This is a genomic window from Bradyrhizobium sp. 139 (assembly GCF_023074175.1).
Lineage (GTDB): Bacteria > Pseudomonadota > Alphaproteobacteria > Rhizobiales > Xanthobacteraceae > Bradyrhizobium.
Map to the genome: position 1 here is coordinate 133,629 of NZ_JADPKS010000149.1, position 21,482 is coordinate 155,110.

Below are 21,482 nucleotides of genomic sequence, written 5' to 3' on the forward strand. Positions count from 1 at the left end.
GATCGAAGAGCGGGAGCTATTCCGCGGCCGCCGTCGACGAGTGCAGGAAGCGAACGACGTCCTCTGGCACGAGCTGAAGCCGCAAGGCTGTTCGGAGGGCATCGAGACCGAAGATGTGCAGATCCTCGTTGAAGTCGCCCAGCCGGGGCGACAGCGCGATGGCTTCAATGCCGGCGTCTGCTGCGCGCTGGCTGAGAGTCGCCTGCACCGCATCGCCGGCGGCATCGGCGTCTCGGGCGATATAGAGCCGGCGCAGGCTAGACGGCAGCTCTATGGCCGAGAGGTGATTGGCCGAAAGCGCAGCCGCCATTGGCATAGTCGGCAGCACGTAACGCAGCGACAGCATGGTCTCAATGCCCTCGCCGGCAGCGAGCACATCGTCCACCGCGCCGAAGCGAACCGCGTTCCCAAGGAGATCGCCCATCGCGCGTCGTGGCGTATCGATCGGAGCCTTGCCCATCCGAATGCGATCGAAGCCTTCCGGATCGAGCCAGGTGCGGTGTACGCCGGTGATCCTGCCATCGAGATCCGTGACGCTAGCAATCATCGCCGGCCAGGTCTCGGTCGGCTGGTGCTCGTCCGGCCGATAGTAGCAGCGTGGATGGAACCGCAAGCTGCCATCATGGTGCGCATGAGCTATTCCGCGCCCCTGCAAATAAGTCTCGACCACGGTCCCCTCGATCGGGCTGGATATTGCAAAGAGCCGACGGGCGGCCTCTTGCGATCCGGCCAGTGCTGCCGGACCGACGGACTTTGAAGCGAGCTCCGGTTCAGCGCGAGGCAATTTCAAGAAGCGTCTTGCTTCCTCGGCCACCTCGCGGAAGTCACGCAATCCCAGGCTTTTGCGGATGACATCGAGGAGATCGCCATGCTCGCCGGTCGCGGCATCGGTCCATTTGCCTGCCGGGCCCTTCGGTGATTCCTGGAGCCGCACGAACATCGAGCGGCCGGGGGTGTTGTGGACGTCGCCGACCAGCCAATACCCCCCCGCCCGCTTCCCATTGGAGAGATAGTGTCGGCACACCGCCTCGGCCTCGCGCGCGAGGCGGCGTGCCAATTCGGACGCATCGCGTAGCATCAGGCGGCCTCCCGCTCACTGGCACGCTCGACTGGATAGCGGTCGAGCACCTTCAACAGGATCTCGACACCGCTCGCGTCCGTGGGCACAAACATGCGCAGCTTCCAGGAGATGATCTCTCCGAAGAGGCCGTCACCCCGCAGGCGATCGCGCATCGTGTCGTTGAAGCCCAACAATTCGATGCGATGTGCGCCCATCACGCGGACACGGCGAAGCTGGAGCCCCTCCGCAAGCTCTAGGACGGTCCGTCCCTCCACGAGCGCGGCAAAGGCAGCGTCCGGCGTCAACACCGGCGCGTCCGCCGCAAGGATGTTCGCGACCCAGGTAGCCGAGACCTTGCGGCCGATGATCCGCTCGCCCGCGTCGGTCTGCAGCCGATAGACGCGGGTCGATTCGTTTGGCAGACGCTTCCAGATGGGCAGCAGCAAGCCGGCCACGACGTGGATCGTGCTTTCCGTGAACGCTGGGATCTCGGCAAGCTCCGCCAGCCAGATTGCGGCAAAACGCTTACGATCCGCCTCGGCCCAATGGCTTTCCGCCATCATCTTCAAGGGAACGCTATGCTGCTCCATCGGCCGGATCAGGCGGACGCGCCGCTCGATCTCGCCGTCATCGAGCATGAAGCTCGGGGCTGGCAGCTGTACGGCGGCGCGGCCCGAGCGCTCATTGATCAGCAGGATGGCGCGGGGATCGGAAAGATGAGCGAGAGCACCATCCAGACTCACAGGATAATTGCGCTGGCGCTGGATGATCGTGAGCAGACGGGTTTCGGCGCCGGTGCCCGGATGGGTATAGATCGTGCTCCGGTCGGTAACGACGAAGCTTTCGGCGCGGAGCGTTTCCAGCCCGACATCATAGGTGCCAGATGCGACCGCGCCCTCGATCCGAGCCGTCAATAGCTGCTCGAAGACGGTGAACAGGATACTCTGTAGTTCGATGGTGAGCGCCAGCAACCGGTTCAGGAAGGTCGTGATCGGCGGCAAATCATCCCTGAGACCGTTGGCATCCGTCAGCCTCAGGCCGGTCGCATCCTCGAACCTCTCGAGCGAGCAGCATTCGACTTTGCCGCGTCCGAGCAGCGTGTAGAGTTGACGCAACGCATCACGGCCGTACTGACTTTCGAGATTGTCCTCGGGCCGGAACAGGCCCTGCCCTCCGGTCTGGCGCTGGCCGCGCGTGATGGCTCCCAGCGTGTCGAGACGGCGGGCGATCGTGCTCAAGAAGCGCTTTTCGGCCTTCACGTCCGTCGCGATGGGACGAAACAGCGGCGGTTGCGCCTGATTGGTCCGGTTCGTCCGGCCGAGCCCCTGGATCGCGGCGTCCGCCTTCCAGCCGGGCTCGAGCAAATAGTGGACCCGCAGGCGGCGATTCCGGGCCGACAATTCGGCGTGGTAGCTCCTGCCCGTACCGCCCGCCTCGGAGAACACGAGGATCCGCTTGACGTCGTCCATGAATGCCGAGGTCTCAGCGAGGTTAGCCGAGCCGGCCCGGTTTTCGACGACCAACCGCTCGCCCTTGCGAACGATGCGACGTGAGCGGCCTGTTACCTCTGCGACTATGTCAGTGCCAAAGCGCTGGATCACTTGGTCCAGCGCGCCCCGGACCGGCGGCAAGGAGGCGAGCTTCTCGATCAAACGCTCGCGGCGTGCGACAGCTTCGCGGCTCTCGACCGGTTGGCCGTCGCGATAGACGGGCCGGGAGCAGAGATTGCCCTCCGAGTCCGTGAACGGCTCATAGAGCTGGACCGGGAAGGAATGGGCGAGATAGTCGAGGACATATTCGCGTGGGGTGATATCGACCTGGACGTCGCCCCACTCCTCGGTCGGAATCTCGGCGAGCCGCCGCTCCATCAACGCCTCGCCGGTCGAGACGATCTGGATGACGGCGGCATGGCCGGCTTCAAGATCGCGTTCGATCGATCGGATCAGCGACGGCGTCTTCATCGAGGTCAGGAGGTGACCAAAGAAGCGCTGTTTGGTGCTCTCGAAAGCGGATCGCGCCGCCGATTTGGCCTGGCCGTTCAGCGTGCCGGTCTCGCCGGTGATGTTCGCGGCCCGCATGGCCGCATCGAGATTGTTATGGATGACGCTGAACGCGCCGGCGTAGGCATCGTAGATGCGAACCTGCTCCGGCGTGAGCTGGTGCTCGACGAGTTCGTACTCGACGCCCTCGTAGGAGAGCGAGCGGGCCGCGTAGAGACCGAGCGCCTTGAGGTCACGCGCCAGCACTTCCATGGCCGCGACGCCGCCCTCCTCGATTGCCTCGACAAACTCGGCGCGCGTGGCGAACGGGAAGTCGGCGCCGCCCCACAATCCCAGCCGCTGAGCGTAAGCCAGATTGTGCACGGTGGTGGCACCGGTCGCCGAGACGTAGACGACGCGGGCATTCGGCAAGGCGTGCTGCAGCCTCAGCCCCGCACGCCCCTGCTGAGAGGCCGCCTGGTCGCCGCGCTCGCCCTTCTGGCCTGCCGCGTTCTGCATCGCGTGGCTCTCGTCGAAGACGATCACTCCGTCGAAGTCGGAGCCCAACCATTCGACGATCTGCCGCACGCGCGACAGCTTCTCGCCGCGCTCGTCGGTGCGCAGCGTAGCGTAGGTGGTGAATAGGACGCCTTCCGAAAGCCTGATCGCTGTACCCTGCCGGAAACGTGACAGCGGCGTCACGAGTAGCCGCTCCATACCGAGCGCGGACGAATCGCGCTGCGCATCCTCAATCAACTTGTCGGATTTGCTGATCCAGACCGCCCGACGACGGCCCTTCAGCCAGTTGTCGAGCAGGATACCGGCGACCTGCCGACCCTTGCCCGCGCCAGTGCCATCGCCCAAGAACCAGCCGCGCCGAAAGCGGACAGCATTTTCTGCATCGTCGCGTGCGGCCGCCACAACATCAAAGGTCGCATCGACCGTCCAAGAGCCCGCAAGAAACTCGGAATGCGCCTCGCCGGCATAGATGACGCTCTCAAGCTGGGCATCGAACAGGATGCCATCCGGCACGAGGTTGGCCGGTAGATGTGGCCGGTAAGACGGCTTCGGCGGCGCGACGGAGGCCATCGCAGCGGACTGCACGAGTTTGGTCGGATGCGCATGCGCGTCCGGAATACGGATCGCCTGCAATGCGTATTCCTCATAAAGCGCATCGGTGAGCCGGGCGCCTTCCGGAGGCGTCCACTCGACTGCCCCGTAGGTGAGCTCCACGCCCTCTGGCGCACCATCTTTTGAAGTGGACGACGGCCGTGGCGCAAGGGCGCCGACCGGCCGCAGCGTCGCGGGGCGCCTGATGGCGTCGACCATGACGGGGGTGGCAACGGGCAGTCTCGGGGGCACATGCCGGCTCACCCAGTCGAGCAACGTGGCGGCATCGCCCGCCATGCCCAGCGAGGCCGGAAAGACTTTCGGGTCTACGGCGGGCAGCTTGTCGATCACGAGCAGCCGCGTGTCGGTCTGCGTTCCGTGTTTCGCATAAACCGCGCCGTCGATGGCGGCAGAAAACAACACCCGCCCGCGTTCCTGAAGGCGAACGAAGGCATCTCGCCATGCCGGATTGTCCGGCGCAAGAGTTGCGCCGGTGATGGCGACCAGACGCCCACCGTCGCAGAGCCGCGCCAAGGCTGAGGCGATATGCCGGAGCGCCGCGTCCGCCATGCGTCGATCGACGTTTGCTAGTGCCGAGAACGGCGGATTCATCAAGACGACGCTCGGTACGACACCCGGTTCGAGGTGATCATCGATCTGGGCGGCGTCGAACCGCGTGACCTTAATCTTGGCGAACAGTTGATCGAGCAATGCGGCGCGGGCCTCAGCCAGCTCGTTCAGTACCAAAGCGCCGCCGGCGAGCTCGGCAAAGATGGCCAGTAAGCCGGTCCCCGCGGAGGGCTCCAACACCCGGTCTGACGGCGTGATGCCGGCCGCGGTGCATGCGGCGAGCCCCAGCGAGATCGGCGTCGAGAATTGTTGAAGGGCCTGACTGTCCTCGGAGCGCCGCGTGTGGGTTGGCAGGAGACTGGCCAATCTCGCGAGCATCGGCAGCATCGCGGCCGTCGAGTCGGCCTTGGCACGGATAGCCGGGCCAAACTTGCGAAGGAACAGAACGGTTGCCGCCTCGCAGACATCATAGGCGGTCTTCCAGTTCCAGACGCCAGTGGCGTCGGAAGCGCCGAAGGCGGCTTCCATGGCGCTACGCAGGACAGCGGCATCGATGCGACGGCCGCGCTCGAGATCAATCATGAGTTGTCGCGCGGCCCTGACGGCGGCGGAGGTGAGAGTTGCAGCTGCGCGCATCGAAAGCGGCGCGGCGGCAGCGCCGCCGGCGATAGATTCGGTCATGACAGGGGTTCTTTCGGAGAGCAGGATTGGGTCGAACCGCCCGGCGCTCTCCTTAAGACCACGGCGATTCAAACCCTTCCCGGCCCAACTCTCCCTCTTAAGCCTCGCCCATAAGAAGGGGGACGGCGCTGCACACCGGCCCCAAGCAACAACGGGACGGCCGGAGCCGTCCCGGTCGATGTGTCACTCAGCCGCGTCGAGCTGTTGCGGATCATCGTCGCCTGCGTTCTCCTGGTCCTCGTCGTCGCCGAGAAATTCGGGCAGCGGGCCCGCTTCACTCTCCTGATCCACTGACGATTCGATGGAGTCGAAGAGACGCAGCGGTTCCGGCAACCAGCCCGAACCATCGAGAAGGCGCTCGGCCTCCTTGGCCATGTCGGCCTTTTTCAGATGATCGATCAGTTGAGCGGAGGATTCGCCCTTGGCTTCCCGCACCGCCTCCAGGATGCGAGGCTTGGTGACCCGGCCGAGATAGTTATCGACGGAAGGCTTCCAGCCCGCTCGAACCATGTCGAGATCGACAGCGCGCGCCAGCACATCTGCCTGGTCGAGCCGGGTGCGGACGCTTTGAGCGGAGACGTGGCCCTGATTGTAGCGGTTGGCCGGCTCATAGACGGCGTTGACCGCAAATGACGCGCAGTGAGCAAACAGGGATGCTTGTACGTCGCCATCGAGGGCTGAAAGAGCATCCCAAAGATCGCTCTCGTCCTTCGGCAAACGTGCCTTCCAGGACTCATGCCGCGCCTCAACGGCTTTCGCGGACGCGCTTTCCCTCAAGCCAGGCGCTTGAGCCGGAAAGGTCGGCGTGCGAAGGCCGATCTCAAGGCAACTCCCGGACGATGCGAACCGGTAAAAGGCCGTCAGCACGAAGTTGTGCAGCACCGCCTGGAACGCGATGGCCGGATTATTTGCCAGCGCATCCCGCAATGCCAGCGTGCGATGCGCCGTCAGCTCGGTGATCAGCCGATCCGGCAGCGGTTTCGTCGCGTCTTCATCATCTTCTTCCGCGTCAGCAGCGCTGCCAGCCACCGCGATGACCGTGCGCTGGACGGAAGTGCCAGCCGCCTTCCCCTCGATCGACTGTGTATCGGCGCTCTGCCCGACATCAGGATCGGCTAAAGGCACCTCGTCCTCCGGCCGGACATAACCCCGATCCACCGAGAGGCGCCCTTCGGAATCGATGCTAACGAAGACGCCGGCGCGGACGATCTCGGCCGGATCGTAAATCTTCGGCCGGTCTTCGAATGCGATCAGTGCCGCCTCGATTTCGCCGAGACGCTGATCGACCTCATCGGGCAATTCGTCGGCATCCTGATAATCGGATTCAAGCTTGGCCTGCTCGGCCTCGAGGGCGTCGATGGTAATCTGCTCCTCCGGGGAGAGATCGACAGTTTTGCCCTCCACCTCACGCAGGCCATCCGCGTGGCCGTAGGGGAAATCCACGGCGACCGAAATCCACTTCCAGCTTTCGGCTGCAATCGTCTCAGCCTCGGCTTTGAGCTTCTCAGTAACGAGACGGTCGAGCAAAGCTACGTCCTGGAGCCAGCCGCCATCATCGTGCTCAAACAGATCCCGCAAAACACCGCCACCAGCCTGTTCGTAAGCATTCAGCCCGATGAATTGCACGCGGCGGTCAGACGCGCGTACGGTATTTTCGGTGAGCATTCGCCGGATCTGATAGGGCTCATCATAGCCCGATCGGCTGACATTCTCCCAGACCTGCTCCTAGCGCGTGTGATCCGCCGTGACCGAGAAGGCCATGAGCTGCTCGAGGGTCATGCCGTCTTCGGCATAGACATCGTGCAGCTTTGGCGACACGGACGCCAGCCGGAGTCGTTGCTTCACGACAGCCGGCGTCAGGAAATGCCGAGCCGCGATATCCTCCTCGGACATGCCGGCGCGACTCAGGGTCTGAAAGGCTCGGAACTGATCGAGCGGATGAAGCCCTACCCGCTCGTCATTCTCTGCGAGCGAGTCGTCTTCAGCGATGCCCCCCTCACGCACGATACAAGGAACGGCCTGCGTCTTCGCCATGCGCTTCCGCTCGACGAGAAGTTCCAGCGCGCGGTAGCGCCTGCCGCCGGCCGGCACCTCGAACATGCCGGTCTCATTGCCTTCGGCGTCCACAACAGCCCGCACGTTGAGACTTTGCAAGAGCGTACGCTGCGCGATGCTTTCGGCGAGTTGCTCGATGGAAATGCCCGCCTTCACATGCCGGACGTTGGATTGGCTCAGCACCAGCTTGTTGAACGGAATATCACGCGAGGGTGACAAGGTGATCTTTTTGACAGCCTTCGTCATGTTGCTTCTCCACGACGGGCGGCCGAGAGCCTCTCTCTCGACCTCCAACCCGTCGCGGAAACGCCCCTACCCTCTCACTCTCGCGCCCGCGGCCACCGAGCAGAACGTCACGCCGCCTGCTGGTCCTCCGTCGTCATGTCAACTAGTGGTTCTGGGAGGAAGCCAAGGAGATAATCGGCGACCTTGCTGGCCTGGGAAGCGGCCCGGATAATTGCACGATTGTCCTCGCGCAGCACGTCAAGCCAAGAGCCGATATAATCGGCATGCCGCACCGTGGGCACGATACCGAGCGACGCGCAACCGAACGCAGACGAGATCTCCGCAACCAGCTCCTCAAAAGCATACTTCCTGGTGCCAAAGCTACCCGACAAGTCGCGGTTGAGACGGGATGGATGGCCGCTGGCATGCCCCAGCTCGTGGAGGGCCGTTCGATGCCAATTGATCGGGTCGAAATAGGCTTGCGGTGGAGGCACCTGCACATAATCTTCTGTCGGCACATAGAAGGCGCGGTTGCCGCCGATGCGGAAGTCGATGCCGGTCGCCTTGATCAGGTATTCGACCTGCGGCTCGATCAGGCCTGGCGGCGGGGGCGGCGCCGTTGTTACGATCTCTGGAGGCAGGCCGTCGCATTGATCGCTGTTGAAGACCGTGAAGCGCCTGAGGAACGGAACAGCTTGTGCCTCCTCGCCGGTCTCATGTGCGCGGCGCTTTTCGTCGGCCGGCACGAAGCGGTCGGCATAGACGACGGTCGTGCCGCGCTCACACTTGCGGACGTGACCGCCGAGCGCCAGCGCCTGGCGGAAGGTAAGCCAGTTCTGACCTGTGTATGCGCGCTCCGTGGCGGCTCCCCAGAGGATGAGAATGTTAATCCCGCTATATTGGCGGCCGGTCGCGGCACTTTTTGGCAGGGCCAGAGGCGTCTTCGCCGCCGCCGTGCCCCATGGCTGCACCCACGGCACGCGGCCGGCCTCAAGCTCGGCGATGATCTTGTTGGTGACGTCGTCATAAAGGTTCGTCCGGTCCTCACCAGATCGTGCCCGAGGATAATGTCTGGACATCGCGGATCTCCGCGACGGGCGCCGCGAGCCTCTCTCGCAGCCCGTAACCCGTCACGGCAAAACCGCGCGAAACTCTTACTCTCAGCCTCTCCGCGAGAGAGTGCGAAATCTACGGAGCGGCCCGGCTTCGGTCCGATTCGTCTTGGGGCTTGGCATCGAGATCAGGGCCGCAGGCCCTGACCTGGCGTGTGCCAATGGCGCATCGCCTCAGCGGAAAATGGCACCCGGAGAGCGTGAGCATAGCGACCCGAAGGGACACGCGGGTCCGAGTGCAGCGACGAGACCGGTTAACAGCGGCACCCGGGACAGGGGCAGTGATAGCGATCGCCGAAGGCGAGCCCCTTTCCCGAGTGCCCCCGGCGAGGAGCTCCGCAGTGTTTGCGCGAGGGATCGACGCCGCACGGCCGAGACGCAAAGCGGCTCGGTTCACGAGAGCCCGATGCGGCGGAGCCGCACGCGCGCAAGCGGAAGAACCCAACCAGGCTGGAGTTGGAGAACCTAGATTTCCTCGCGCGCATGCGTCTGGGCGTCATAGATCCTGATCTGAAGCATGGGAAAACGCTTCTTTAGTTCTTCTCCGCCTGCCCTGGCGCCGTCTCTGGTTGCAAATTCGGCTTTGAGCCGGCCGTCCACTTCAAGCGCGTAACCAGAGGCCGGCAATTCACGGGTGGCTGCAACCATTTCATTCCCATTGTGCGGTGAGGTAATTGGGAATGATGGGTAGCGTGAGTCGCCTAAACCGCGCCAGAGCCGCCTGCCCAAGTGCGGTAATTGGCCAACTTACGTTGTGGATTGGGCCTGGCTGGAATCGCATCAAGGATGGGCATTTGCATCGTCCGAACAGGCGGACGGCCTTCCGCTTGCGCGGATGCATACACGATAGAGCCACGGCTCGACGTAGCTGCCCTTCCAGAGTCCTCGGCCCGCGCGCTCAGCCTCGCGCTGAGCTTCATGATACCTGCCCTTCGAGTATTGGGGCCAATCCAGCGCAAGACCGCTGCGTACAAGCCATTCAGCGAGATCCCTGCCTGCGACCGAGCAGGTCGCGACCGTTCGGCCATAAGGGTCGAGGCTGACTGGAACACAATTGACGGGACGGCGGGCAATGAAGGCGTCAAGGTCGTTCGCGGCCTGCGCACCGCAACGATATTGTAAGCTGTCTTCGCCGCGGCACAGCTGGCTGCTCTCCGGTGCATCGATACCCCAAAGCCGGATACGCGCTCCATGTATCTCCAACGTGTCGCCGTCGATAACGCTAGCCTGTCCGACAAAATCGTCGGCCAAGGCCAAGCTCGACAGAATGGCGAGAATCAATGCGACAGAGGTTCGACGCATTCCAATGACCTTGTAGCTACCGCAAATCTCGCGGATTGGATTTCGGCCAGTTCGCGAGTGGCTTCAGCGCCGGCAGGCTCTCGGGCCGCTCGGATCGTGAAACTCCGTGCGGCGCCGCCAGCGTCCCTCGGAGCGAGCCCAGAGCAGAATCGCGTCCATCGGACAAGTGAATTCATAAACCTTCCAGACGCCGTCATTCTTTATAACTTCGCCGGTCGCGTTGGATGGCCCGCTGTTCAGCCGGCAAAGCGCGTAAATTTCGTCCCAGCGCGCCCCTTTGGGAGGAGGCAAGGCGCTGCAGCGCTCTTTACCAAACGAGGCGCTGAAAGTTGTCATGCGCGACGCGGACAAGGAAGACAAGATCGTAGCTGGTTTTGCACAGGACGATGGAACGCGTGGAAAAGCACCCGCCCCGACGTTTTGGAATCCCTGCCCTGTGCTAACAGCCGGAACGAATCGAGGGCTGCAAGGATTCGCCCCTCGCGCAGAGGAGTGATCCCGATGCTGATGACCAAAGAGAGGCGGACGGCGATCCGCACGGTACGGGGGTGGGCGATAGCCGTGCTGCAGGAGGCAGGCGCGATCCGCGAATGTGAGTACCACGGCTGGATGCAGGACCGCGCAGATCCGCACGGCCGTGAGCAGGCGCTCGAAATCGCCCGCCAGGATCCGCCAACGGGTCTTTCGCCCCACGCGGCTGCCGGCGCGGTGACCGAGGTCCTGGACTCGATCGGCGATACCTGCCCCGAATGCCCGCCCGAGCTCTAGGCAACACGCTGAACAACCGATGCCAGCAAAGGTGACTAACGCGCGAGACGCTTCTCGATCCGCTTCCGGCTGTTGCCGACCTTTTTGACAGCCTTATTGACCGCTGACGCCGACCGTCCTGTCTTCTTGGACTCGTACCCCACCTCATACTTTTGGCCGCCGGCCACACTCGCCCGGTCCTGTTTTCGCCCGCGCGCCGTCTTCGTCTTCTTCGCTGCCGCCATGGGTACCTCCTACCTCCTGTTGTGAGATCGATGCAACGCAACAGGGACTCGCAGGTTCCGGAACGATTCGAACTGTGCCAATTTGAATCGGCTGTAGCGTGGAGTTGTTCAGTGGCGTTTCAGCGTCGAAAACCGGCGGGCATCGGCGTCAAGGCGCTCTTCCCCGGCTTCATCGAACCGGCCTTGGCCACCTCGATCGAGAAGGTGCCGTCGGGAGAACGCTGGATCACGAAATTAAGTTCGACGGCTACCGCGTCCAGGTCCATCTCGCCAACGAGACGGCGAAGATCTTCACCCGCCGCGGCCACGATTGGACGCATCGCTTCAAGAAGGTCGCCCATGACGCCTGGCGGATCAAAGCGAGCTCGGCCGTGGTGGACGGCGAGATCGCGGTGCCGGCCGCCAACGGCACGACCGACTTCTCGGTCCTCCAGAACGAGCTCAAGGGCAAGTCGACGAGCATTGTGCTCATGGCGTTCGATCTGCTCTATCTGAACGGCCGGGATATCGGGAAACTACCGCTCTTCCAGCGCAAGGCCGAACTCAAGAAGATTCTGAACAGCACCGACATCCAGTTCAGTGAAAGTTTCGAGATAGACGGCCGCGAGATGTTCGCGCACGCCTGTAAGGTCGGCCTCGAAGGCGTCGTCTCGAAAGTGCGGAACGGCCCTTATGCGACGGGACGCACGCACGACTGGGTCAAGAAGACCTGCGTACAGCGGGAGACGCTGACCATTGCCGGCTTCGCGCTCGATGGTACGAAGTGGGACGGGCTCTACGTCGGCCGACGCAAAGGCGATGATCTGGTCTACGCCGGCAAGGTCGACCACGGCTTTGACAAGGTTTCGGCCGCCGATCTGCAGAAGCGGCTTAAACCCCTCATTCGAAAGACCCAGCCCTATGCCAAGCGCATCGACCATAAGGGCATCTGGGTCGAACCCAAGCTTCCGGCCGAGATCGAGTATCGCGCGAAGTCAGCCGAGGGAAAGGTGCGACATCCATTTTTCCGGGCCTGCGGGAGGACCTGTGATGGATGCATTCGATCGTTTCTGGCAATGGGCCAACAAGCCCTTGGAAAGTCAGCTGACGATTCCGGCCGAGCTACATCGGGCCGTCATGGAGCTCGCTCCTGAGCACCGACGGAACCGCGCCGCCGTGAACCAAGCCGCAGCACGGGTACCAGATCCCGAACGATGAGCGCTCGAAGGTGATGGCTGGCCTGCCACAGAACTAACCCCGCGCGCGGCAGCGCTGCTTCCAATCGCTCCTTCTCCTTATCCCAGCGGGCTTGTTCGGCTTGCGATTTCTTCTCAAGAGCCTCGACCTCGGCCTCGATGGCGGCAGCTCGTTTCGCGTGCTCCTCCTCGGCTTTGTCCAACACAGCCTGCGCCTTGTTGACCGCCTGCTGACGGCGTTCACGCTCCTTCTGCCTGGCAGCCTCTTCCTTTGCCCGTTCAAGCTCGCGGCGCCTCTCTTCCCGTTCGTAGGCGAGAGCGGCCTTCCGCTCCGCGGCCTTGTCGATTGGGCGAGAGGAACGCTTCTTGGCCTTTGGGCCTTTCGACTTGCGGGCGGCTTTCCTTGGTTCGCCGCCGCCAAGATCGGTCGGCAGCTCGGCATGTTCGCCGAAAGGTCGGTCGGTGCCAACGGGGCGCCTGAGAACGACGCCGGGTTTTGCCATCATTGCGGCGATGATGTCCGGATCGTGGCTCTCCTTCGCCGCGCCCTGATGGAAGAGATTGCTGTCGGCGCCCCAGGCTTCCAGAGCCGCTTTCATAGATGGCGCGGCGATCGCCTGATCGAAGAAGCCCAGCGAAGTCTGGTAGTTCTCGCCATCTGTCTCGCCGCTCTCCCGATCATCAATGCCCGCGCCCTGGTTTCTCCGGCGCATGACGGAACATGGCGCGGCCCTGGAGCGTTCCCTAATCCTTGAAGGACGTCCATGCCTTACGCAACGAGTTCTAAACGATTGGCCCCGCGAACGAGCCGGACGTCGACCCTGCCCAAGCACCTGCAACCGATGCTCGCTTCGCTCACCGACGCGCCGTTCGACGACCCCGGCTGGGTTTTCGAGGACAAGTACGATGGCTTCCGGATGATCGCGGAAATCCGGAAGGGCAAGGTTGCGCTTTACAGCCGCAACGGCAAGATCATCAGCCGCAGCTACATCGAGGTCGCCAAGGCGCTAGAGGGCGTGAAGGGCGACGCCGTGATCGACGGCGAGCTCGTCGCGATCGGAAAGGACGGCGTCTCGCATTTTCAATTGCTTCAAAACGCGCTGCGCCATGAAGCGAAGCTCCTGTATTGCGCCTTCGATCTCATGTTCGAGAACGCAGCGGACTTGCGCAAGCAGCCTCTCCTTGAGCGCAAGAAGCGGCTGAAGGCGATTCTGCCGCGCGACAAGCTCATCGCCTTCAGCCCTCACCGCAAAGGGGACGGTAAGAAATTCTTCGCCGAGGCCGAGCGGAAGGGCCTGGAAGGCGTCATGGCGAAGCGCGCCGAGAGCGCCTATTCGTCCGGAAGTCGCACCCCGGATTGGCTGAAGATCAAGACGGCAAAGCGACAGGAAGTGGTGATTGCCGGCTTCACGGCGCCCAGGCGCACCAGGCCTTTCTTCGGCGCCCTGGTCCTCGCCGTGCGGGAAGACGATACATGGCGCTACATCGGACATGTCGGCACCGGCTTCAGCCACAAGGTCCTGGAAGACCTTCATGCCAAGCTCGTGAAGCTGACGTCCGCGAAATCAGCGAAATCACCTTTTTCCACCAGAGTGAAGGACGAGGCCAACACGACCTGGGTCAGGCCCTCGCTGGTTGCCGAGGTCAAATTCGCGGAATGGACCAGCAAGGGCGAACTGCGCCAGCCCGTCTACCTAGGGCTCAGGTCCGACAAGCGGGCGAAGGATGTCGTGCGCGAACGAGAACTTGCGCGCAAATAGCGATCCGCTCATTCAGTCGCCTCCGAGATCGTGAATTTCCGGTCGCATGCCCTCGGGCGTGACTTCCAGCGTCGCAAGCGTCATCGGCAGCTTGAATCGCCGAGGGCCGGCGCTTCCGGGATTCAGGTGGAGAACGCCGCCGACCGCGTCGATCTTCGGTACGTGTGAATGCCCGGAGATGATCACGTCAATGACGGTGCCAGGATCGACCTGCAGCGTCTTCAGGTCGTGCAGAACGTAGATCAGATCGACTTTCCCGCCAGGCGCACGAGTTTCGTGTCGGGGTATTCGCGGGCCCACTCGCCGCTGTCCACGTTACCACGAATGGCGGTGACGGGCGCGATGCTGCGAAGCGCGTCGATGATTTCTGGGCGCCCAATGTCGCCGGCATGTACGATGTGATCGACGCCCGCCAAGCATCGTTCCGCCTCCGGTCTCAACAGGCCGTGCGTGTCCGAAATGACTCCTATCCTGAACATCATCTTTCGGCGTGCTCGACAGCCTCGATCGCCAGGAGACCATCGAGAAGCTCCACCTGAGCTGACAGCATCTTCTTCCGTGCAACCTCGATATCAAACCATTCCGCGCGGTCGACTTCGGGAAAGTTTTGCAGCCGGCCGCTTCGGGGCGGCCATTCGAGCTCAAACGTATTGCTGGCCAGCGCCGCCGAATCAAAATGGCCCTCGCCTGCGAATGCGATGACGCGCTTCCCACCTAGCTGCCGAACCTCCCCTGGCGCCTGCAACCGACCAATCGATGCGCTGGGGCCAAGTTCCTCGGCGAACTCGCGTCGCGCGACATGCTCTGGGTCTTCCGCAGCATCCATCTCGCCCTTCGGGATGGACCAGGCGCCACTGTCCTTCCTGCGCCAGAACGGACCGCCAGGGTGGACAAGCAACACCTCGAGCCCGCGAGCACCTTTGCGGTAGGCCAGAATGCCTGCGCTCAAGGTCGATCTCCTGGAAGTCTTTTTTTGCGCAGCCATATCATTCCTATTTTGCGGTTTGGGATCTTGCGGGACACCGCAAGGTCCCAGGCGCGACGGCTGGCTACTTCAGACCGTCTGTCGTCACGGGATGCTTCGCGACACGCTAAGCCGACTTCCGCTGCGGCTTGGCCGCTGGCTTCTTCGCAGCAGCCTCCTTGGCCGATTTCTTGCCGGCAATCGGCATCAGCATTTCCTTCTGCCCGGCTGCCGCCTTGCGCGCCTTCTTGGCTGGCTTCTTCGGTGCCTCTGTCGCTGCCGCCGCGCCTCTTCCAATGCTCTTGCGCAGCGCGTCCATCAGGTCGACGACATTCTCGCCGCGGGGACGCGCCTTCGCGGAGATGGGTTTGCCGGCGCGCTTTTGGTTGATGAGATCGATGAGCGCGGTTTCGTACTGATCTTCGAACTTGTCCGGCTCGAAGTGACCCGCCTTCTGATTGAACGATGTGCCTGGCGAGATCAAGCATGTCCTTGGTGACTTTGACGTCCTGGATATCGTCGAAATACTCATCTGCGGACCGGACTTCATAGGGATAACGCAGCAGCGTCCCCATCAGCCCCTTGTCGAGCGCTCGAGTGCGATGATGTGCTCGCGATTGGTCAGCACCACGCGCGCGATTGCGACCTTGTTCATTTCGCGGATGGTCTCGCGGATGACCGCGAAAGCGTCGTGCCCAACTTTACCGTCGGGTCGCAGATAGTAGGGACGGATCAGATATCTTGGATCAATCTCGCTGCGGTCAACGAACTCGTCGATCTCAATGGTTCGCGTCGATTCCAGCGCGACGTTCTCGAGCTCCTCCCTAGTCACCTCGATGAAGGTGTCGGTGTCGACCTTGTAGCCCTTGACGAAATCCTCGTCATCGACCTCCTCGCCGGTATCAGCGTCCACCTTGGCGTATTTAATGCGGTGGCCGGTCTTCCGGTTAAGCTGGTTGAATGAGACCTTTTCGGATTCCGACGTGGCCGGATAGAGCGCTACCGGATAGGTGACGAGGGAAAGACGCAGGAAGCCTTTCCAGTTCGCGCGGGGGGCCATCGCGGGGGAACTCCACTACTGACGCCGGATTCAAGACGAACGGCCCCGGCTTGGTTCCGACACCGCGCCCCTTCCAACAGGATGACTTTTTATCGATGAGCGTCCGGACGGACTGGTATGTGGCTTTGACGAGGGCCAGTGCAACCTTGACACTCCTCGTCCCCGCTCGGCGATTTGCTCCCGCCAAGTAGACCATTGACCTACCCGACTTCAACCGCAGTACCGCGGTGCAAGATACTGCGCTTGATTAGCCCGCGCCTCCCCCACCCTCGCTTGTTTCTTCTTTCGACCGCAGGACCAAACCCATTGCTTACTACACTGTCTTGGGCGGAGCTTGGCGAACCCCAAAAAGAGCTTTGTCACATCGATACTGTCACAGGGGGAGCGCGGCTTTGCTAACTGGAAGGTAAGAGCGAATAGCTCGTGCTGCGTCCGCCGCCCTCGTCTTTGACAAGGATGCCCTGCTCCAGAAGATCCTGAATGTCGCGCAGCGCGGTATCCGGCGAACATTTCTCAATCACCGCCCATTTGGATGAGGTGAGCTTCCCTTCGAAGCCGTCCAGCAGGCGATTGAGAATGTCACGCTGCCGTTCATTGATCCGGGCGGATTCATGTTTCTTCCAGAAATCCGACTTCTGGAACACGCCTGCCAAAGTTTTCTCGGCACCGTCGAAGGCCCGGTCAAGGCAACCTAAAAACCATTCAATCCATGGCGTGATATCGAGCCCATCCTTCTGCGTTTCTTCCAGCATGTCGTAATAGGCTTTCCGCTCAAGGCGGATTTGCGCTGACATGCTGTAAAAGCGCTGCGTGCTGTCCTCGGACCGGGCGAGGGACATGTCGGCGATAGCGCGCGCGATACGGCCATTGCCGTCATCGAACGGGTGGATGGTGACGAACCAGAGATGCGCGAGCGCGGCTTTTATGACCGGATCGATATTGTCTTCACCATTGAACCACTCAAGGAAGGATTTTATCTCAGCGTCGAGCCGTCCGGCGATGGGCGCCTCGTAATGAACCTTCTCTTTGCCGTAGGCACCGGAGGCCACCTGCATCGGCCCTGACTTCTTGTCGCGCCACGCCCCGACGATGATCTTGCTCATGCCGCTGTGGCCCGTCGGGAAGAGCGACGCATGCCAGCCGAACAGCCTGTCGGCAGTCAGCTCCTCTTTAAACTTCTGCGTTGCGTCGAGCATCATCTCGACAACGCCCTCCACGTTACGGTCAGCTTGCGGCAAAGCGCCCGCCTCTATCCCCAGCCTGCGCGCGATTGACGAACGCACCTGGTCCTTGTCGAGGATTTCACCTTCGATCTCGCTCGATTTCAGCACGTCCTCGGTCAGGGTCGTTAGAACGGCCTCCTCTTGCTGACGGAAGCCAAGCGCCTGCATACGGCCAATAAGCCGCCCCTGCCGCAGCCGGACAGCGGCCAGCTGCTTCGCAAGGCTCTCCTGACTCCACGTAAAATGGGGCCATTCGGGCAATTCGTGGAGATAAGTCGCCATTCTCCGCACCTCTTGCGGAGAATATGCCACCTAATCCCCGCAGGAGCAAGATTAATCTCCGCAATGATGCGGAGATTAAGCCCGGTATTCTCCGCACTCGGGGAAAAGGGTTGACAACTGGGGCATTACAACAATATTGTTGTAACATGATTCCGAGCCTGATTGCATTTACTGGCGCGCCCTGGAAGGTGCTGCCGCCCGGGATACACCCGGCAACACTATCCGAGGTTGAAGCGACTTTCGCGATCAATCAGCCGCGACGAGATCTGTTCGCGGGCTTTAAAGTCGGCGCAGCGAGCCTGTTTTCGGCGGGATGCCTCACCCTGTTCTTGGATGGCAGCTACGTCACGGCAAAACCGATACCCGGTGATTACGACGCCTGCTGGCACCCCGCGGGAGTCGATCCGGCAAAGCTCGACCCGGTGTTCCGGGACTTCTCGAATCTACGGCAGGCTCAAAAAGCAAAATTCGGAGGGGAGTATTTTCCCTCAACGATGGGCAACACGCCCAGCCAGCCCTTTCTGGATTTTTTTCAAAATGAACGCTTCACAGGAGGCCGTAAAGGGATCGTTTCAATTGATCTGAACACCGATCCAACGCTTACGCGGAGGACAACACCGTGATTTACAGCGACCGGCAACTTAGCATTTCCAAAACAGCTTCGGAGAAACTGAAGGCTGCACTCGCGACGAGTGAGAACAATTCCCAAAATGCGTCCTCCTGGCTGGATAAGCTAGGTGCAGATGCGTTGCGCAGCCAGATCGCGGAAATCGACTCCGAGATAACGGATTATGAACTGCTCAAATCCGGACAAATCAGTTTAGCGAAAACGTGCTCGCTCAGCGAACTGCCGCGCATGCTTGTTTGCGCACGTATCGCGCAAGGACTCAGCCAGTCCGAGCTGGCAGAACGCCTTGATATGAAACCTCAACAAATTCAGCGCTACGAAGCGACGAATTATCAAGGCGCGAACCTTGCCCGATTGGTAGAAATTGCCGGTGAGCTTGGCGTTAAAGCATCGGAATCATTTGAAGGAAATGCAGCAACCAGCTCGGGTGCGATTTTCTCATGGGCGGATGCAAACGATATAACCTGGAGCCGCTTTCCTCTCAAAGAAATGCTGAAGCGGAAATGGTTCAGCCTCGCTCCCAAACAAACGTTGGTCGATGCTGCAAAAGCGTTTTTTCTGGAAGGTGCAGGCCCGCAGTTTGCGTCGGCCTTACACAGAAAAAAGGTTAGAAGCGGAAACGTGCCAAACGAATACGCACTGCTCGGTTGGCAAGCGCGAGTTCTATCAAGGGCTCGCCAGCTAAGCGCCGAAAACAGGCTTGGTTCGTTTGTGTTGGATGATACGTGGCTAGGCCAGCTTGTTGAGCTGACGAAACTTGATGATGGCCCCTTTAAAGCGCGAGAACTGCTGGCAACGCGGGGCATAGCTCTCGTTATCGAACGCCATTTACCCGGAACTTATCTGGACGGCGCAGCCATGCTGTCGGACAATGGCGTTCCCGTAGTCGCTTTAACCTTGCGATATGACCGGCTCGATAATTTCTGGTTCGTGCTGTTTCATGAGCTCGGACACGTGTTCTTACATCTTTTCGATGGTCTCAAGTTTGATTTCTTCGATGAGGAGGACGGCTCTACATCCGATGAACTGGAAAAGCAGGCGGATACGTTCGCCCTCGATAAACTGATCCCTCCTTCGGTGTGGGAACAGTGCCTGTCCCGGTTTGCTCTTAGCAATGAAGCGGTGCGGAATGACGCTGAGCGTCTTGGCATTCATCCGAGCATTATCGCAGGCAGAATCCGCAAAGAGCGCAATAGTTATACGATTTTAAATGAATTAGTCGGATCGAACACCGTGCGTTCGCAGTTTAACGAGGTCGAATTATGAAACTCACTGCAAATATGTATGTCCCTGTGCTCAAGTGGCGACAAGCCGAATATCAGGCCTTATTCCGATTGAGCGACGCCGCAAAAGATCGGGTTGCTCCGCTCGTTGTTATTCCGCCCATCGAATTTGATTTTGAAACTTGGGCTCCGAAGAAAACCGTTCAAAATCATGTCGAACCGTTTGCGAAGCGATACGACACAAAATGGAAATCGCGTCCTGCTTGGGTCGATATCGATCCCACTATCCAGTCCTCAATCATGGATGGTGGGCTCGACGTTACGACGCACGTATTCGACGAACTGCGCACTCATAAGGCAAATGCGGTCCCGGTCGCGTCTTTAGACCATTCGGTGCAAGTAGCTACTGCCATTGCTGGCGTGATAGCAAAAGACCACAAGGGCGTCGCCTTGCGCGTGAGGATGGAACATCTGATGCGCCCCGACTTTTCGGCAAGAGTCGCCACGCTCCTGTCCTTCCTCAAGGTCAATATCTCGCAGACCGATCTGATTATCGACCTCGGCAGTCCTGCCTATGAACCATACCCGGCGTTTGCGGGTGCCCTTACCGCTGCGCTCGCCTCGATTAGCGGCCTGCACGACTACCGCAATTTTGTTGTCACGGGCACGGCGTATCCGGAGTCCCTCAAGGACATCACTCCGCCAGGCGGCGATCTCGAACGGCACGATTGGAAATTCTATCAGGCTCTGCTTTCAGCTCTTCCGCCCACGATGCGCACGCCGAACTTCGGCGATTATACAATCGTCAATCCAACCTTCGTGGCGATTGATATGCGAATGATCAAGCCCGCTGGCAAAATCATTTACACGAACAAAAATCAGTGGACTGTAAAAAAGGGCGGCGCGTTCAGGAATAATGAGGCCCAAATGCACACCCATTGCGACAGTCTCGTTAAATCTGGCAATTTTCGCGGCGGAACATTTTCAGACGGCGACAAGTACATCGAACAGTGTGCTGTGAAGGCAGTGGGATACGGACCCAGCAATCAGACACGCTGGAAAGAGATCGCAATTAGCCACCACACGATGCATGTATTGGAGGACCTCGCCAAGCTGGGCGGACCACCATGACCTTCTTGATGTATTCCGTGATTTCCGAGACGGTAAAGCGAGCTGATATTTCTTTGTACAATTCTGTTCTTGGCTTCCTCAGTTGGGCTGCTGGAAGATCGAATGAAGACAGAAGTTCCATTGCTTCTTGCCTCCAAAGCAAATGAGCTAGTCGATCAGCCTTGATATTCGTATTTCTCTGAGATGAGCGTCGCGTCTTAAATTCAATGCCGCCTCGTGCGCCTTTATTTGCCTCGATAATCCCGCACCATGATGGCGCGATCTTTTCAACACCCTCGACGTGTTTCGGGGCGCACACGATTGTCAATTTCTCAAGGCATTCTTCATACAAACCAATCTGCCGGGGGAGTCTCGAAAGCGAGTCGGCAGCACTCTTGATTTCGTAGCCGTGAAGACAGCCGTTGATAACCGCAATATCGACCCGCGCGCTGGCATGCGCGATTGCCAATTCATTCAGGACAAGCGTATGGGGGCACGCATGCAAATGGCGCAGCTTCTTCTGATGAAACGCTGTCCGAATCTCAATATCGGTGCTAACGCCCATGATCCCTCGCTGCCGCTCCATTATTCGCCCGATTTCTTTGTTTTTGTCTAACGCAGGCCGCACGGCGCGTTGCATCCATCTTAACCAAGCTGGCGGCTCGGGAACAGCGGTTTATTCTCACCATGTTATTATGGCCTTTGCCTCGGCAGCTGGCCGCTTGCAAGTCGGCGGCGCTCCCAACGCCCAATTATGTCGGGCCTCGTGAGCAAAGGGCCTCCGCGGGAACCGGGCAAGCCCTTGCTCAAGATGCCGCTTAAGCTAGCCCGCATTTCTCACAGAGTTGAGGCGCACCGGGGCGCGAATCAGCGAAAGTTGTTGTGCAGCAACGACTTTTCTCTGATCCAAGGAGCGCCCCGATGCCGACAGAGTGTAGCGCAGAACGATTTGATTTTGGAGTGGTGGAAGG

Annotated in this window: 14 protein-coding genes and 5 pseudogenes; 6 read left to right on the plus strand and 13 right to left on the minus strand. The window is 60.7% G+C overall.

All coding sequences use genetic code 11. The features are described from left to right. Positions 1-16: 16 nt before the first annotated feature. From IVA80_RS32200 to IVA80_RS32225, 6 genes and pseudogenes are all read right to left on the minus strand, one after another. Positions 17-1,078 (minus strand): toprim domain-containing protein, encoded by a 1,062-nt coding sequence (locus IVA80_RS32200; RefSeq protein WP_247438942.1) that lies wholly within the window; start codon positions 1,076-1,078, stop codon positions 17-19. Then, positions 1,078-5,400: a strawberry notch-like NTP hydrolase domain-containing protein gene (locus IVA80_RS32205; protein ID WP_247438944.1), complete on the minus strand. Its 4,323-nt coding sequence runs from the start codon at positions 5,398-5,400 to the stop codon at positions 1,078-1,080. The genes IVA80_RS32200 and IVA80_RS32205 overlap by 1 nt, the downstream gene beginning before the upstream one ends. A 183-nt stretch (positions 5,401-5,583) precedes the next feature. Further along, positions 5,584-7,701: pseudogene (locus IVA80_RS32210) on the minus strand (ParB/RepB/Spo0J family partition protein). Between the two features lie 107 nt (positions 7,702-7,808). Then, a complete protein-coding gene (locus IVA80_RS32215; RefSeq protein WP_247438946.1) occupies positions 7,809-8,759 on the minus strand; it encodes a zincin-like metallopeptidase domain-containing protein in 951 nt (316 codons plus the stop codon). Positions 8,760-9,257: 498 nt separating this feature from the next. Further along, positions 9,258-9,440, minus strand: coding sequence for a hypothetical protein (locus IVA80_RS32220; RefSeq protein WP_247438947.1), 183 nt, complete (start codon positions 9,438-9,440; stop codon positions 9,258-9,260). A gap of 132 nt (positions 9,441-9,572) precedes the next feature. Then, positions 9,573-10,094 (minus strand): thermonuclease family protein, encoded by a 522-nt coding sequence (locus IVA80_RS32225; RefSeq protein WP_247438949.1) that lies wholly within the window; start codon positions 10,092-10,094, stop codon positions 9,573-9,575. A 501-nt stretch (positions 10,095-10,595) separates the two neighbouring features. Between IVA80_RS32225 and IVA80_RS32230 the strand changes: the two genes are divergently transcribed. Beyond that, positions 10,596-10,862 (plus strand): hypothetical protein, encoded by a 267-nt coding sequence (locus tag IVA80_RS32230; RefSeq protein WP_247438952.1) that lies wholly within the window; start codon positions 10,596-10,598, stop codon positions 10,860-10,862. Positions 10,863-10,897: 35 nt separating this feature from the next. Here the strand turns inward: IVA80_RS32230 and IVA80_RS32235 are convergent, their stop codons facing one another. Next, on the minus strand, positions 10,898-11,086 hold the full coding sequence (locus IVA80_RS32235; RefSeq protein ID WP_247438954.1) for a DUF3606 domain-containing protein: 189 nt from the start codon (positions 11,084-11,086) through the stop codon (positions 10,898-10,900). 111 nt (positions 11,087-11,197) lie between these two features. On the opposite strand from IVA80_RS32235, the pseudogene ligD (IVA80_RS32240) reads away from it, so the two are divergent. Further along, a pseudogene (gene ligD, locus IVA80_RS32240) lies at positions 11,198-12,116 on the plus strand (non-homologous end-joining DNA ligase). Positions 12,117-12,323: 207 nt separating this feature from the next. Here the strand turns inward: ligD (IVA80_RS32240) and IVA80_RS32245 are convergent. After that, positions 12,324-12,947: pseudogene (locus tag IVA80_RS32245) on the minus strand (cell envelope biogenesis protein TolA); the annotation flags it as partial. A 156-nt stretch (positions 12,948-13,103) separates the two neighbouring features. On the opposite strand from IVA80_RS32245, the gene ligD (IVA80_RS32250) reads away from it, so the two are divergent. Further along, positions 13,104-14,021: a non-homologous end-joining DNA ligase gene (gene ligD / locus IVA80_RS32250; protein WP_247438985.1), complete on the plus strand. Its 918-nt coding sequence runs from the start codon at positions 13,104-13,106 to the stop codon at positions 14,019-14,021. A gap of 12 nt (positions 14,022-14,033) precedes the next feature. On the opposite strand, the pseudogene IVA80_RS32255 reads toward ligD (IVA80_RS32250), so the two are convergent. The 4 genes and pseudogenes from IVA80_RS32255 to IVA80_RS32270 form a co-directional block, all read right to left on the minus strand. Next, positions 14,034-14,503: pseudogene (locus tag IVA80_RS32255) on the minus strand (metallophosphoesterase family protein). After that, positions 14,500-15,006 (minus strand): NUDIX domain-containing protein, encoded by a 507-nt coding sequence (locus tag IVA80_RS32260; protein WP_247438958.1) that lies wholly within the window; start codon positions 15,004-15,006, stop codon positions 14,500-14,502. The pseudogene IVA80_RS32255 and the gene IVA80_RS32260 overlap by 4 nt, the downstream one beginning before the upstream one ends. A gap of 106 nt (positions 15,007-15,112) precedes the next feature. Beyond that, positions 15,113-16,045, minus strand: a pseudogene (locus tag IVA80_RS32265) (Ku protein). A 395-nt stretch (positions 16,046-16,440) separates the two neighbouring features. After that, the gene (locus IVA80_RS32270) at positions 16,441-17,550 is read right to left on the minus strand and encodes a Fic family protein (RefSeq protein WP_247438960.1); all 1,110 of its coding nucleotides are present in this window, start codon (positions 17,548-17,550) and stop codon (positions 16,441-16,443) included. Positions 17,551-17,696: 146 nt separating this feature from the next. On the opposite strand from IVA80_RS32270, the gene IVA80_RS32275 reads away from it, so the two are divergent. The 3 genes from IVA80_RS32275 to IVA80_RS32285 are packed head-to-tail and all read left to right on the plus strand — an operon-like array spanning position 17,697 to position 20,532. Continuing rightward, positions 17,697-18,173: a hypothetical protein gene (locus IVA80_RS32275; RefSeq protein WP_247438962.1), complete on the plus strand. Its 477-nt coding sequence runs from the start codon at positions 17,697-17,699 to the stop codon at positions 18,171-18,173. After that, positions 18,170-19,444 carry an XRE family transcriptional regulator gene (locus IVA80_RS32280; RefSeq protein ID WP_247438964.1) on the plus strand — a complete coding sequence of 425 codons (1,275 nt, stop codon included), beginning with the start codon at positions 18,170-18,172 and terminating at the stop codon, positions 19,442-19,444. The genes IVA80_RS32275 and IVA80_RS32280 overlap by 4 nt, the downstream gene beginning before the upstream one ends. Beyond that, positions 19,441-20,532: a beta family protein gene (locus IVA80_RS32285; RefSeq protein ID WP_247438966.1), complete on the plus strand. Its 1,092-nt coding sequence runs from the start codon at positions 19,441-19,443 to the stop codon at positions 20,530-20,532. Before IVA80_RS32280 ends, IVA80_RS32285 begins: the two co-directional genes overlap by 4 nt. Here the strand turns inward: IVA80_RS32285 and IVA80_RS32290 are convergent. Then, positions 20,474-21,151 carry a sce7726 family protein gene (locus IVA80_RS32290; RefSeq protein WP_247438968.1) on the minus strand — a complete coding sequence of 226 codons (678 nt, stop codon included), beginning with the start codon at positions 21,149-21,151 and terminating at the stop codon, positions 20,474-20,476. The genes IVA80_RS32285 and IVA80_RS32290 overlap by 59 nt on opposite strands. Positions 21,152-21,482: the final 331 nt, after the last annotated feature.